Source organism: Bacillus sp. FSL L8-0528 (assembly GCF_038593085.1).
In the GTDB taxonomy this organism is placed as follows: domain Bacteria; phylum Bacillota; class Bacilli; order Bacillales; family Bacillaceae; genus Bacillus; species Bacillus paralicheniformis.
Map to the genome: position 1 here is coordinate 84888 of NZ_CP151961.1, position 12613 is coordinate 97500.

12 protein-coding genes and 2 rRNA genes (1 of these 14 running past the window's edge) are annotated in these 12613 nt (G+C 47.0%); all 14 read left to right on the forward strand.

Annotation, left to right across the window (positions count from 1 at the left end; translation table 11 throughout):
* Positions 1 to 6 precede the first annotated feature (6 nt).
* Positions 7 to 876, forward strand: a complete 870-nt coding sequence (gene hslO, locus MHI30_RS00445; protein ID WP_075752622.1) for an Hsp33 family molecular chaperone HslO — start codon at positions 7 to 9, stop codon at positions 874 to 876.
* Between the two features lie 52 nt (positions 877 to 928).
* Positions 929 to 1816 carry a peptidyl-prolyl cis-trans isomerase gene (locus MHI30_RS00450; protein ID WP_075752624.1) on the forward strand — a complete coding sequence of 296 codons (888 nt, stop codon included), beginning with the start codon at positions 929 to 931 and terminating at the stop codon, positions 1814 to 1816.
* 75 nt (positions 1817 to 1891) lie between these two features.
* Positions 1892 to 2815, forward strand: coding sequence for a cysteine synthase A (cysK, locus tag MHI30_RS00455; RefSeq protein ID WP_075752626.1), 924 nt, complete (start codon positions 1892 to 1894; stop codon positions 2813 to 2815).
* A gap of 198 nt (positions 2816 to 3013) precedes the next feature.
* Complete coding sequence (locus MHI30_RS00460; protein ID WP_075752634.1) at positions 3014 to 4444, forward strand: anthranilate synthase component I family protein; 1431 nt, start codon at positions 3014 to 3016, stop codon at positions 4442 to 4444.
* The gene (gene pabA / locus MHI30_RS00465; RefSeq protein ID WP_075752628.1) at positions 4441 to 5025 is read left to right on the forward strand and encodes an aminodeoxychorismate/anthranilate synthase component II; all 585 of its coding nucleotides are present in this window, start codon (positions 4441 to 4443) and stop codon (positions 5023 to 5025) included. Before MHI30_RS00460 ends, pabA begins: the two co-directional genes overlap by 4 nt.
* On the forward strand, positions 5022 to 5882 hold the full coding sequence (gene pabC / locus MHI30_RS00470) for an aminodeoxychorismate lyase (protein ID WP_009330072.1): 861 nt from the start codon (positions 5022 to 5024) through the stop codon (positions 5880 to 5882). Before pabA ends, pabC begins: the two co-directional genes overlap by 4 nt.
* A 12-nt stretch (positions 5883 to 5894) precedes the next feature.
* Positions 5895 to 6752 carry a dihydropteroate synthase gene (gene folP, locus MHI30_RS00475; protein WP_003178255.1) on the forward strand — a complete coding sequence of 286 codons (858 nt, stop codon included), beginning with the start codon at positions 5895 to 5897 and terminating at the stop codon, positions 6750 to 6752.
* The gene (gene folB, locus MHI30_RS00480) at positions 6745 to 7107 is read left to right on the forward strand and encodes a dihydroneopterin aldolase (protein WP_025805876.1); all 363 of its coding nucleotides are present in this window, start codon (positions 6745 to 6747) and stop codon (positions 7105 to 7107) included. The genes folP and folB overlap by 8 nt, the downstream gene beginning before the upstream one ends.
* On the forward strand, positions 7104 to 7604 hold the full coding sequence (gene folK, locus MHI30_RS00485; protein ID WP_003178260.1) for a 2-amino-4-hydroxy-6-hydroxymethyldihydropteridine diphosphokinase: 501 nt from the start codon (positions 7104 to 7106) through the stop codon (positions 7602 to 7604). Before folB ends, folK begins: the two co-directional genes overlap by 4 nt.
* On the forward strand, positions 7556 to 7765 hold the full coding sequence (locus MHI30_RS00490) for a helix-turn-helix transcriptional regulator (protein ID WP_003178262.1): 210 nt from the start codon (positions 7556 to 7558) through the stop codon (positions 7763 to 7765). The genes folK and MHI30_RS00490 overlap by 49 nt, the downstream gene beginning before the upstream one ends.
* 16 nt (positions 7766 to 7781) lie before the next feature.
* A complete protein-coding gene (dusB, locus tag MHI30_RS00495; protein ID WP_003178264.1) occupies positions 7782 to 8783 on the forward strand; it encodes a tRNA dihydrouridine synthase DusB in 1002 nt (333 codons plus the stop codon).
* Between the two features lie 84 nt (positions 8784 to 8867).
* Positions 8868 to 10367, forward strand: a complete 1500-nt coding sequence (gene lysS / locus MHI30_RS00500) for a lysine--tRNA ligase (protein WP_011197475.1) — start codon at positions 8868 to 8870, stop codon at positions 10365 to 10367.
* Positions 10368 to 10662: 295 nt separating this feature from the next.
* A 16S ribosomal RNA gene (locus MHI30_RS00505) occupies positions 10663 to 12212 on the forward strand.
* A gap of 174 nt (positions 12213 to 12386) precedes the next feature.
* Positions 12387 to 12613, forward strand: a 23S ribosomal RNA gene (locus MHI30_RS00510) (it continues 2703 nt past the right edge of the window).
* The 16S and 23S rRNA genes sit together here, the layout of an rRNA operon.

Sequence of the window (12613 nt, forward strand, 5' to 3'; positions counted from 1 at the left end):
TGAGGTATGGATTATTTAGTGAAAGCCATCGCATATGACGGCAAAGTGAGAGCATATGCAGCGAATACAACAGAAACGATTCATGAAGCCCAAAGAAGGCATAACACATGGCCTACCGCTTCCGCCGCTTTAGGAAGAACGATGACGGCGGCTGTCATGCTCGGTGCCATGCTGAAAGGCGAAGACAAGCTTACCGTCAAGATTGAAGGAGGCGGACCGATCGGCGCGATTGTCGCTGACGGAAATGCAAAAGGAGATGTCAGGGGCTACGTGTCCAATCCGCACGTTCATTTTGACTTAAATGAACACGGCAAACTGGACGTCAGAAGAGCCGTCGGCACGTCCGGCACACTAAGCGTAGTAAAGGATCTCGGTCTCCGCGATTTATTTACAGGCCAGGTTGAGATCGTTTCCGGAGAAATCGGCGAGGATTTTACATATTATCTCGTATCTTCTGAACAGGTTCCTTCTTCGGTGGGTGTAGGGGTGCTCGTCAACCCCGACAATACGATTTTAGCTGCAGGCGGATTTATCCTTCAGCTGCTGCCGGGCACAGACGATGAAACCATCACGAAGCTTGAAACAAACCTTTCTCAAGTGGAGCCCATTTCAAAGCTGATTCAGAAAGGTCTGTCACCTGAGGAAGTGCTGGCTGCGGTATTGGGAGAAGAACCGGAAATACTGGAAACCGTTCCTGTCCGGTTTACATGCAATTGTTCAAAAGAGCGTTTCGCAAGAGGCATCATCGGTCTTGGCAAAGATGAAATTCAACAGATGATTGATGAAGATGGCCAAGCTGAGGCTCAATGCCATTTTTGCAATGAAAAGTATCTGTTTACAAAGGAAGAGCTTGAAGCGCTTCGAGATGAAATATAAGCCCGCTATGCAGTAGCGGGTCTTTTACAATGGGGAAAGGGGAGACACCATATTGAAATCAAGAACACTTTGGCCGATTATTTTAGGTGCGATTTTTGTCAATTGTATCGTGATCGCGTATGTTCTGACGAAATCGCAGACAGCTTCTTCACCGTCCGCTCAAGAAGTCATTGCACATATCGGAAAAAACGGCATAACGCGTGAAGAATGGCTGAGCGAAATGGAAGAGCGCTACGGAAAATCAACGCTTGAAGATATGATCAACGACCGCGTTGTCACCCAAATGGCCGAAAAAAATAAGATCAAAGTGTCTGATGAGGACATTGAAAGAGAATTTCTGCTGATTAAAGCTGTATACAATTCCTTCTACGAAGACGAAGATACGACAGAAAAAGAATGGAAAGAGCAGATCAAGCATAATATTCTTCTTGAAGAGCTTCTGACAAAAGATATTGTGATTTCTGACAGCGAATTGAAGTCATTCTATAACAAAAATAAGGATTTATATAAATTCGATGATTCTTATCGCCTCAAGCATATCGTTGTCAAGGATAAAGACGAAGCAGAACAAGTTCTTAAAGAGCTGAAAGAAGGATCCAGCTTTGAAGCGGCCGCGGCTGAACACTCGACTGACCGGTACACGGCTCCTTACGGCGGCGACCTCGGGTTCGTCAATGATCAGCACGAAAACATTCCGGCCGAATATTTAGAGAAAGCTCAGCAGCTAAAGGAAAATCAATGGGTGGATGAACCGCTAAAAACGAGCCAGGGCTATGCAATCATCCAGCTCAAAGAAAAGCTCCCGGGGCAAGCTTTCACTTACAGCGAAGTGAAAGATCAAATCAGAAGGCAGATCGCGATGGATCAATTAGGCGACAAAGCTTCGGTGAAGACACTTTGGAAAGATGCGAAAGTATCTTGGTTTTATGATGAAAAATAAAGATTGACAAAATATTTTGATATTGATAAATTAGATATAATCCCAATAAAATTACTCGGAAATTGAGGTGTTCAAATGGTTCGCGTTGCAAACTCTGTTTATGACTTAATCGGAAATACACCTGTCGTTAAATTAAATCGACTAGTTGATGAAGACAGTGCTGAAGTATATGTGAAACTGGAGTATATGAACCCTGGAAGCAGCGTAAAAGACCGGATTGCGCTTGCCATGATAGAAGACGCTGAAGAGAAAGGCCTTCTGAAAGAAGGAGATACACTGATTGAACCGACCAGCGGAAATACGGGAATCGGACTTGCCATGGTCGCTGCAGCGAAAGGCATCAAAGCGATTCTTGTTATGCCTGATACAATGAGTTCTGAGCGCCGCAACCTTCTGCGTGCATATGGAGCTGAGCTTGTGCTGACTCCGGGTGCAGAAGGAATGAAAGGCGCGATTAAAAAAGCGGAAGAACTGGCTGAGGAACACGGCTATTTTATGCCTCAGCAATTTAACAACCCTGCGAACTCAGAAGTTCACCGCCGCACAACTGGAAAAGAAATTGCCGAACAATTCGGAGACGGTTTAGATGCATTCATTGCAGGCATCGGAACCGGCGGAACGATAACGGGTGCCGGAGAAGTCCTGAAAGAAAAAAATCCGTCCATCAAGATTTTCGCGGTGGAACCGACTGATTCTCCTGTTCTTTCCGGTGGAAAACCAGGTCCGCACAAAATTCAGGGAATCGGAGCGGGATTCGTTCCGAAAATCTTGAATACGGAAATTTACGATGAAATCATCACAGTGAAAAACGAAGAAGCCTTTGAATTTGCCCGTAAAGCGGCAAGAGAAGAAGGAATTCTCGGAGGAATTTCTTCGGGCGCGGCGATCTATGCTGCTCTTCAAGTCGCTAAAAAGCTTGGGAAAGGCAAAAAAGTTCTCGCTGTGCTTCCTAGTAACGGAGAGAGATACTTAAGCACGCCTCTTTATCAATTTGAATAGGCTCCAGTTGAAACGGGAGGCTGCCGACAATGTCGGCGGCCTTTTGTTTTTCACGGGCGAAGCCCTTTTAAAAGCTCGGTGTCCTTGAGTGAACATGCTCAAGGACTTTTTTCTATATTGGAAATGAAATTCTCTTTTCCTAGAAAAAAGATATGCATTACAATAAGGACATTAGACTAACGGCAGAGGAATGATATGATGAGACAACGAAGGCCTGTAGCCAGAGCGTTCCCATTTTCCAATCAACGGTTTTTAGAGCAATTTGAAAGCCTGTCGAAAGGAAAGCAATACCGCGTTCTGCTCGAAAGTGCGAGAGGCGGAGAATACAGCATAGTCGGGCTCGACCCTGTCGCAATAGCAAAAGGGAAAGACGGAATTACGACGATTCAATACAAAGGGGACATCATATTCAAAGAGGGGGATCCGTTTCGGCAGTTTTCTCAGTGGTTTGAAACGCTGAAAACGGAGACGGTTGCAGATTTTCCCGACTTTCAGGGCGGGGCTGTCGGTTTTCTAAGCTATGACTATGCCCGATATATTGAGAAATTCAAAATCCTGTCTATCGATGATCTGCAAACGCCGGATTTATTCTTTCTCGTATTTGATGATATAGCCGTCTATGACCATGAGCAGCAGCAGCTTTGGGTGATTACCCACACTGATGAAGAAACGCCGGCCGCTGCGGAAGAGAAATTGGACAGGCTTGAGCAAATGTGGAAGACGGAACATCCGAAGGCCGCTGGAGGTCATCAGCCGAATGATAACAAAGGCCCGGCATTCGCGGCCTCATTTACAGAAGCCGGCTTTTCTCAGGCTGTTGAGAAAGTGAAGCAATACATCGCAAGCGGTGACGTATTTCAGGTGAATCTTTCTGTTCGCCAGTCGGAGCGCCTTTCTGCGCCTCCTTATGAGGTGTATAAGATGTTAAGAGAAATCAACCCTTCGCCGTACATGGCCTACTTGGAAACCCCGGATTTTCAAATCATCTGCGGGTCGCCTGAACTGCTCATTAAGAAAAAGGGCACCAGGCTTGAAACAAGGCCGATTGCCGGAACGCGATCCCGCGGGGCGGATGAAGCGGAGGATGAAGCGCTCGCGAACGAATTGATCATGAATGAAAAAGAGCGCGCCGAACATGTGATGCTCGTTGATTTAGAGCGTAATGACCTCGGCAGGGTCTCCAAGTACGGTTCGGTCCGGGTCGATGAATTCATGGTGATTGAGAAGTATTCCCACGTCATGCATATTGTCTCAAATGTGTGCGGTGAACTAAGGGATGAATGCGATGCCGTTGATGTCATCCATGCCGTGTTTCCCGGAGGTACGATCACCGGAGCGCCGAAAGTCAGAACGATGGAAATTATTGAGGAGCTTGAGCCAACGAGACGGGGGCTTTATACTGGTTCTATAGGGTGGTTCGGATATAATCAGGATATGCACTTTAATATCGTCATCCGAACGATTTATGTGAAAGCGGGCCAGGCGTTCATGCAGTCGGGAGCGGGAATCGTCATCGATTCAAATCCTAGGCATGAATATAAAGAGTCAATTAAAAAGACCCTGGCGATGAAAAAGGCGCTGCAGTTGAGTGAAGAAGAGAAAAAAGAGCAGAGGAGAGCTGAGATATGATTCTAATGATCGACAATTACGATTCGTTTACGTACAACTTGGTTCAGTATTTAGGCGGGCTTGGCGAGGAGTTGGTCGTCAAGCGGAACGATGAGATCACCCTTCAGGAAATAGAGGACATGTCGCCTGACTTTTTGATGATTTCTCCCGGGCCTTGCAGTCCGGATGAGGCCGGGATCAGCCTTGAAGCGATCCGCCATTTTGCCGGGAAGATACCGATTTTCGGGGTTTGCCTCGGACACCAGTCGATCGCCCAGGTTTTCGGCGGCGATGTCGTCAGGGCAGAGCGGCTAATGCATGGGAAAACTTCCGAGATTTCGCACGACGGGCTGACGGTTTTTAAAGGCCTGGAACATCCGCTCACGGCCACGAGGTATCATTCTTTGATCGTCAAACCGGATACACTGCCCGATTGTTTTGAGACATCGGCTTGGACGGAAGAAGGGGAGATTATGGCCATCAGGCATAAAGAACTGCCGGTTGAAGGCGTTCAGTTCCATCCAGAGTCGATTATGACCGCTTACGGAAAAGAGATGCTGAAGAATTTTATTGAGACTTACCGAAAGAAAGTGAACGCATGATCATTTACCTGAACGGTCAATATGTAAAGGAGGAGGAAGCAAGACTTTCTCCTTTTGACCATGGTTTTTTATACGGAGTCGGGGTATTCGAAACGTTCCGGCTTTATGAAGGGAAGCCCTTCCTTTTAGACTGGCATATGGACAGATTGAACAACGCTTTGGAACAGCTGAAAATTGAGCTTGAGCTGACAAAAAGCGAAGTGCTTGTCATTCTTGACAGGCTGCTTCAGTTGAATCAGCCGCAGAATCTGGATGCGAGGGTCCGGCTAAATATATCCGCCGGTCCCGGCGGCCCCGGCCTTTTTCCTGATTCATACAAAAATCCCGGCGTCATGGTGATGATGAATCCTTTTCAGCCTGCATCCGTTCCGGCTGAAAAGGAGGGCGTCATCTTGCAGGTCCGCCGCAATACGCCAGAGGGTCCGTTCCGCTTGAAATCGCATCACTTTTTAAATAATTTGTACGGAAAAAGGGAGCTCGGACATGACGCGGCCAAAGAAGGGATTTTTCTTACCGAAGGCGGAGCTGTAGCTGAAGGAATTATTTCCAACGTTTTTTGGCGGAAAGGCAGCTGTGTGTATACACCTTCTCTTGATACCGGCATATTAGGCGGTGTCACACGCCGCTACGTCATCGAGCGCCTTGCAGATATGGGAATCGAAGTCATAGAGGGGGTATACCCCTTGGAAGAGCTTCTCTTTGCGGACGAAGCATGGATGACCAATTCCGTTCAGGAAATCGTTCCATTCCGGAGAATCGGCAGCACTGAATTTCCGGGAAAGGATGGAAATTTGTCGAAACGTCTGCAAGAGGCATACACTAATGATAGGAAAGCAGCAAAAGAATATTTGAGTTAAAGGGTGAAGGATATGGCGCTTCAAACAGCGGTGCGTTCAAAGCAACTGATCGCAAAGCAATACACGTTGTCTTATGAAGATAAAACATTGATCATGGGAATTTTAAATGTGACGCCCGATTCTTTTTCAGACGGCGGAAAATATAACAGCATCGATCGCGCCGTCATTCATGCAAAACAAATGATCGAAGACGGCGCCCATATCCTTGATATCGGAGGAGAATCGACGAGGCCGGGGGCGGAAAAGGTTTCTCTTGATGAAGAGCTGTCAAGAGTCATACCTGTAATTGAAAAACTTGTTCAGGAAATCGACGTCCCGATTTCCGTTGACACTTATAAAGCGCAAGTGGCAGATGAAGCCATTAAGGCCGGTGCAGCCATCATCAATGATGTCTGGGGAGCAAAAGCAGATCCTGACATGGCCCGAGTTGCGGCCGCTCATAATGTGCCGATTATCTTGATGCATAACCGCGAGGAACGGAATTATAAGGATTTGATCCCGGACATGCTGTCTGATTTGATGGAATGTGTGAGCATTGCAAAATCAGCAGGCGTTCAGGATCATCACATCGTACTTGATCCCGGCATCGGCTTTGCCAAAACGTATCATGACAATTTGGCGGTCATGAATCAGCTCGAGAAGTTCAGCGAACCGGGATACCCGGTTTTATTGGGGACGTCACGAAAAAAATTTATCGGCCGAGTCCTGGATCTGCCGCCTGAAGAAAGAGCGGAAGGCACGGGGGCGACAGTATGCCTCGGTATTCAAAAGGGGTGCGATATCGTCAGGGTGCATGACGTCAAGCAAATCTCCAGGATGGCAAAAATGATGGATGCCATGATTGATAAAGGAGGCGTTTATCATCGATAAAGTGCATGTAGAGGGCATGGAGTTTTACGGATATCACGGTGTTTTCAAAGAAGAAAACAAACTCGGCCAGAGATTCCGCGTTGATCTGACAGCATTTCTAGATTTAAGCGAAGCCGGGAAAACGGATAATATTGAGGCCACCATTAATTATGCAGAGCTGTATAAGCTGTGCAAAGAGGTTGTGGAGGGAGAGCCGGTCAACCTTGTGGAGACCCTCGCGGAAACGATTGCCGCACAAGTGCTGGAGAATTTTGAAGCGGTTCAGGAATGTACGGTTAAAGTCGTGAAGCCTGATCCGCCTATACCGGGACACTATAAATCGGTGGCCATCGAGATGACGAGAAAGCGAAAATGAACAACACGGCATATATAGCGCTCGGCTCGAATATCGGCCGGCGGGAAGAATATTTAAAAAAAGCTGTCTCTCTCCTCCATCAACATCCGTCTGTAGAGGTGACAGACATCTCGTCAATTTACGAAACTGATCCTGTCGGTTATACAGACCAAGATCTATTTTTAAACATGGCTGCAGCTGTTAAAACATCTCTTTCACCGTTTGAATTGCTCGATTTGACTCAGCGTATTGAAAAAGAACTCGGCCGCAAACGCGACATTAGATGGGGGCCGAGGACTGCAGACCTTGACATTTTGTTGTATAATCGTGAAAATATTGAGACAGAGCAACTTATCGTTCCTCATCCTAGAATGCATGAACGTTTGTTTGTACTCATCCCGCTGCTGGAGATTTATCCGGATCTTGAGGGAGCTGTCAATCATGCAAAAAATCAAGAAGGTGTAAGAGTATGGAAGCAGAAATCTGGGGTAGACGAATTCGTGCATATCGAAAGCTGAAGGGTTATACTCAAGAAGGGTTTGCCAAAGCATTGGGTATATCCGTTTCTGTGCTTGGTGAAGTAGAACGCGGGAATCGTATGCCGACGGAGAGCATGCTCAGGGATGTAGCCAATACTTTAAATATAACAGTGGAGGAACTATCTCCATCAGAAGAATAAGAAAGGAGGACTAAAAATGTTTAAAATCGGTGATATAGAATTAAAAAACAGGGTTGTGCTCGCGCCGATGGCCGGTGTCTGCAACTCAGCCTTCCGCTTGACGGTTAAGGAATTCGGAGCGGGTTTGGTCTGCGCCGAAATGGTCAGCGATAAGGCGATCCTTTACAATAATGCGAAAACGATGGGAATGCTTTATATCGATGAACGTGAAAAACCGCTCAGCCTGCAGATCTTCGGCGGAGAAAAAGAAACGCTTGTCGAAGCGGCGAAGTTTGTTGACCAAAACACAACTGCGGATATTATTGATATAAACATGGGATGTCCAGTGCCAAAGATCACAAAATGTGATGCAGGAGCCAAATGGCTGCTTGATCCGAATAAAATTTATGAAATGGTTTCAGCTGTCGTGGAGGCTGTTGACAAGCCTGTGACCGTGAAAATGAGAATGGGTTGGGACGAAGACCATATCTTTGCTGTTGAGAATGCGAGAGCTGTAGAACGAGCAGGCGGAAAAGCGGTCGCTCTTCACGGACGGACCCGCGTGCAAATGTACGAAGGAACGGCGAACTGGGATATTATCAAAGAAGTGAAGCAGTCCGTTTCAATCCCTGTAATCGGAAACGGTGATGTCAAAACTCCGCAAGATGCAAAACGCATGCTTGATGAAACAGGGGTGGACGGCGTCATGATCGGCCGTGCAGCGCTGGGTAACCCGTGGATGATTTACCGTACGGTTCACTATTTGGAAACAGGCGAATTGAAAGATGAGCCGAAAGTGCGTGAGAAAATTTCTGTCTGCAAACTTCACCTTGACCGATTAATCGGGCTGAAAGGCGAAAATGTTGCGGTTCGCGAAATGAGAAAGCACGCAGCCTGGTATCTAAAAGGCATAAGAGGAAACGCAAAGGTCCGGAATGAAATCAACCATTGCGAAACGAGAGATGAGCTCGTTCAGCTTTTAGACGCGTTTACGATTGAAGCCGAGGCAAAAGAGCTTCAGGATGCAAAAGTAGGATAAATCCGACCTCTGCTCACTGCCAGTTTTCACTGGCAGTTTTTCTGCTTTTTTCCTGAAAGACTAAAAGTAACGGAGTGATATATGATGAGCCATGAAGAGCATAACCATGAAGAATTAAACGACCAGCTGCAAGTCAGACGCGATAAAATGAATCAGTTGAGAGAAAGCGGAAAAGATCCTTTCGGACAGCGTTTTGATCGCACCCATCAATCAACTGATCTCATTGAGTCGTATAATGAATTCTCAAAAGAAGAATTAGAGGAAAAAGCAATTGAAGTAACGATTGCCGGCCGGATGATGACAAAGCGCGGAAAAGGGAAAGCGGGATTCGCGCATATTCAGGATTTAAAGGGCCAGATTCAGATCTATGTCAGAAAAGACAGTGTCGGTGAAGAGCAGTACGAATGGTTTAAAAGCTCTGACCTCGGGGACATCGTCGGCGTTACAGGCGTCATGTTTAAAACGAATGTAGGCGAATTGTCTGTAAAAGCAACATCTTTTGATTTATTGACAAAAGCCCTTCGTCCGCTTCCGGACAAATATCATGGATTAAAGGACATCGAGCAGCGCTACCGTCAGCGTTATTTGGATTTGATCGTAAATCCGGAAAGCAAAAATACGTTTATTACACGAAGCAAAATCATTCAATCCATGAGAAGATACTTAGATGACCACGGATACTTAGAAGTTGAAACGCCTACGATGCACGCGATTCCGGGTGGCGCATCTGCCCGTCCGTTCATTACACATCATAATGCGCTGGATATGCCGCTTTACATGAGGATCGCTATCGAGCTCCATTTGAAAAGGCTGATCGTCGGCGGGTTGGAAAAAGTCTATGAAATCGGACGTGTATTCCGAAATGAAGGGGTCTCCACACGGCACAATCCTGAATTTACGATGATCGAACTTTACGAAGCTTATGCTGACTATAAGGATATTATGAGATTGACGGAAAATCTCATTGCTCATATTGCACAAGAAGTGCTCGGCACTACGACCGTTCAATATGGAGATTATGAAGTCGACCTCAAGCCTGAATGGAAGAGACTCCATATGGTCGATGCTGTTAAAGAAGCCACCGGTGTAGACTTCTGGAAAGAAGTATCGGTAGAAGAAGCAAGAGCATATGCCAAAGAACACGGAATTGAAATTTCTGAAGGCATGTCAGTTGGACATATCATTAATGAATTCTTCGAGCAAAAAGTTGAAGAAACGTTGATTCAGCCTACTTTTATATACGGACACCCTGTGGAGATTTCTCCTCTGGCTAAGAAAAATCCTGAAGACCCTCGATTTACGGACCGTTTTGAGCTGTTTATCGTGGGCCGTGAGCACGCGAATGCATTTACTGAATTAAATGATCCTATCGACCAAAAAGAACGCTTTGAAGCGCAATTAAAAGAACGTGAAGAAGGAAACGATGAAGCGCATATGATGGATGAAGACTTTGTCGAAGCGCTGGAGTACGGAATGCCTCCTACCGGCGGCCTTGGAATCGGCATCGACAGACTGATTATGCTTTTGACGAATTCTCCTTCAATCAGGGACGTTTTACTATTCCCGCAAATGAGACATCGTTAGTTGACTTTCGTGCAGCAGCCGCGTAACAAGCGGCTGCTGCCCATTTAAAACAAATTAAATTTTTTCTCAAAAAAGTATTGCACAATCATAAATACGGTGGTATATTATTATTCGTTGCCGCAAAACGGCGGCGAAAGAAAAAAAGAACTTAAAAAAAGTTCTTGACTTAATATCCGATATTGGATATAATATAAAAGTCGCTTTAATAATGATCTTTGAAAACTAAACAAGACAAAACGTACCTGTTAATTCATTAAATAAATCGCACATTTATTGTGCGTAGTCATTATCAAACTTCATGGAGAGTTTGATCCTGGCTCAGGACGAACGCTGGCGGCGTGCCTAATACATGCAAGTCGAGCGGACCGACGGGAGCTTGCTCCCTTAGGTCAGCGGCGGACGGGTGAGTAACACGTGGGTAACCTGCCTGTAAGACTGGGATAACTCCGGGAAACCGGGGCTAATACCGGATGCTTGATTGAACCGCATGGTTCAATTATAAAAGGTGGCTTTTAGCTACCACTTACAGATGGACCCGCGGCGCATTAGCTAGTTGGTGAGGTAACGGCTCACCAAGGCAACGATGCGTAGCCGACCTGAGAGGGTGATCGGCCACACTGGGACTGAGACACGGCCCAGACTCCTACGGGAGGCAGCAGTAGGGAATCTTCCGCAATGGACGAAAGTCTGACGGAGCAACGCCGCGTGAGTGATGAAGGTTTTCGGATCGTAAAACTCTGTTGTTAGGGAAGAACAAGTACCGTTCGAATAGGGCGGTACCTTGACGGTACCTAACCAGAAAGCCACGGCTAACTACGTGCCAGCAGCCGCGGTAATACGTAGGTGGCAAGCGTTGTCCGGAATTATTGGGCGTAAAGCGCGCGCAGGCGGTTTCTTAAGTCTGATGTGAAAGCCCCCGGCTCAACCGGGGAGGGTCATTGGAAACTGGGGAACTTGAGTGCAGAAGAGGAGAGTGGAATTCCACGTGTAGCGGTGAAATGCGTAGAGATGTGGAGGAACACCAGTGGCGAAGGCGACTCTCTGGTCTGTAACTGACGCTGAGGCGCGAAAGCGTGGGGAGCGAACAGGATTAGATACCCTGGTAGTCCACGCCGTAAACGATGAGTGCTAAGTGTTAGAGGGTTTCCGCCCTTTAGTGCTGCAGCAAACGCATTAAGCACTCCGCCTGGGGAGTACGGTCGCAAGACTGAAACTCAAAGGAATTGACGGGGGCCCGCACAAGCGGTGGAGCATGTGGTTTAATTCGAAGCAACGCGAAGAACCTTACCAGGTCTTGACATCCTCTGACAACCCTAGAGATAGGGCTTCCCCTTCGGGGGCAGAGTGACAGGTGGTGCATGGTTGTCGTCAGCTCGTGTCGTGAGATGTTGGGTTAAGTCCCGCAACGAGCGCAACCCTTGATCTTAGTTGCCAGCATTCAGTTGGGCACTCTAAGGTGACTGCCGGTGACAAACCGGAGGAAGGTGGGGATGACGTCAAATCATCATGCCCCTTATGACCTGGGCTACACACGTGCTACAATGGGCAGAACAAAGGGCAGCGAAGCCGCGAGGCTAAGCCAATCCCACAAATCTGTTCTCAGTTCGGATCGCAGTCTGCAACTCGACTGCGTGAAGCTGGAATCGCTAGTAATCGCGGATCAGCATGCCGCGGTGAATACGTTCCCGGGCCTTGTACACACCGCCCGTCACACCACGAGAGTTTGTAACACCCGAAGTCGGTGAGGTAACCTTTTGGAGCCAGCCGCCGAAGGTGGGACAGATGATTGGGGTGAAGTCGTAACAAGGTAGCCGTATCGGAAGGTGCGGCTGGATCACCTCCTTTCTAAGGATATTATACGGAATATAAGACCTTGCGGTCTTATAGACAGGTGCGTTTAGATCTTGTTTAGTTTTGAAGGATCATTCCTTCAAAGCGTGTTCTTTGAAAACTAGATAACGAAAGTAGACATTCACATTCAATTGTAATGCAAGATATCACGTAGTGATTCTTTTTAACGGTTAAGTTAGAAAGGGCGCACGGTGGATGCCTTGGCACTAGGAGCCGATGAAGGACGGGACGAACACCGATATGCTTCGGGGAGCTGTAAGCAAGCTTTGATCCGGAGATTTCCGAATGGGGAAACCCACTGCTCGTAATGGAGCAGTATCCATATCTGAATTCATAGGATATGAGAAGGCAGACCCGGGGAACTGAAACATCTAAGTACCCGGAGGAAGAGAAAG

What these genes read in the sequence shown, in the direction of transcription:
- hslO (WP_075752622.1), top strand. Translation starts at nt 7, where the DNA reads ATGGATTATTTAGTGAAAGCCATCGCATATGACGGCAAAGTGAGAGCA.
- cysK (WP_075752626.1), top strand. Translation starts at nt 1,892, where the DNA reads ATGGTTCGCGTTGCAAACTCTGTTTATGACTTAATCGGAAATACACCT.
- MHI30_RS00460 (WP_075752634.1), top strand. Translation starts at nt 3,014, where the DNA reads ATGAGACAACGAAGGCCTGTAGCCAGAGCGTTCCCATTTTCCAATCAA.
- pabA (WP_075752628.1), top strand. Translation starts at nt 4,441, where the DNA reads ATGATTCTAATGATCGACAATTACGATTCGTTTACGTACAACTTGGTT.
- pabC (WP_009330072.1), top strand. Translation starts at nt 5,022, where the DNA reads ATGATCATTTACCTGAACGGTCAATATGTAAAGGAGGAGGAAGCAAGA.
- folP (WP_003178255.1), top strand. Translation starts at nt 5,895, where the DNA reads ATGGCGCTTCAAACAGCGGTGCGTTCAAAGCAACTGATCGCAAAGCAA.
- folK (WP_003178260.1), top strand. Translation starts at nt 7,104, where the DNA reads ATGAACAACACGGCATATATAGCGCTCGGCTCGAATATCGGCCGGCGG.
- MHI30_RS00490 (WP_003178262.1), top strand. Translation starts at nt 7,556, where the DNA reads ATGGAAGCAGAAATCTGGGGTAGACGAATTCGTGCATATCGAAAGCTG.
- dusB (WP_003178264.1), top strand. Translation starts at nt 7,782, where the DNA reads ATGTTTAAAATCGGTGATATAGAATTAAAAAACAGGGTTGTGCTCGCG.
- lysS (WP_011197475.1), top strand. Translation starts at nt 8,868, where the DNA reads ATGAGCCATGAAGAGCATAACCATGAAGAATTAAACGACCAGCTGCAA.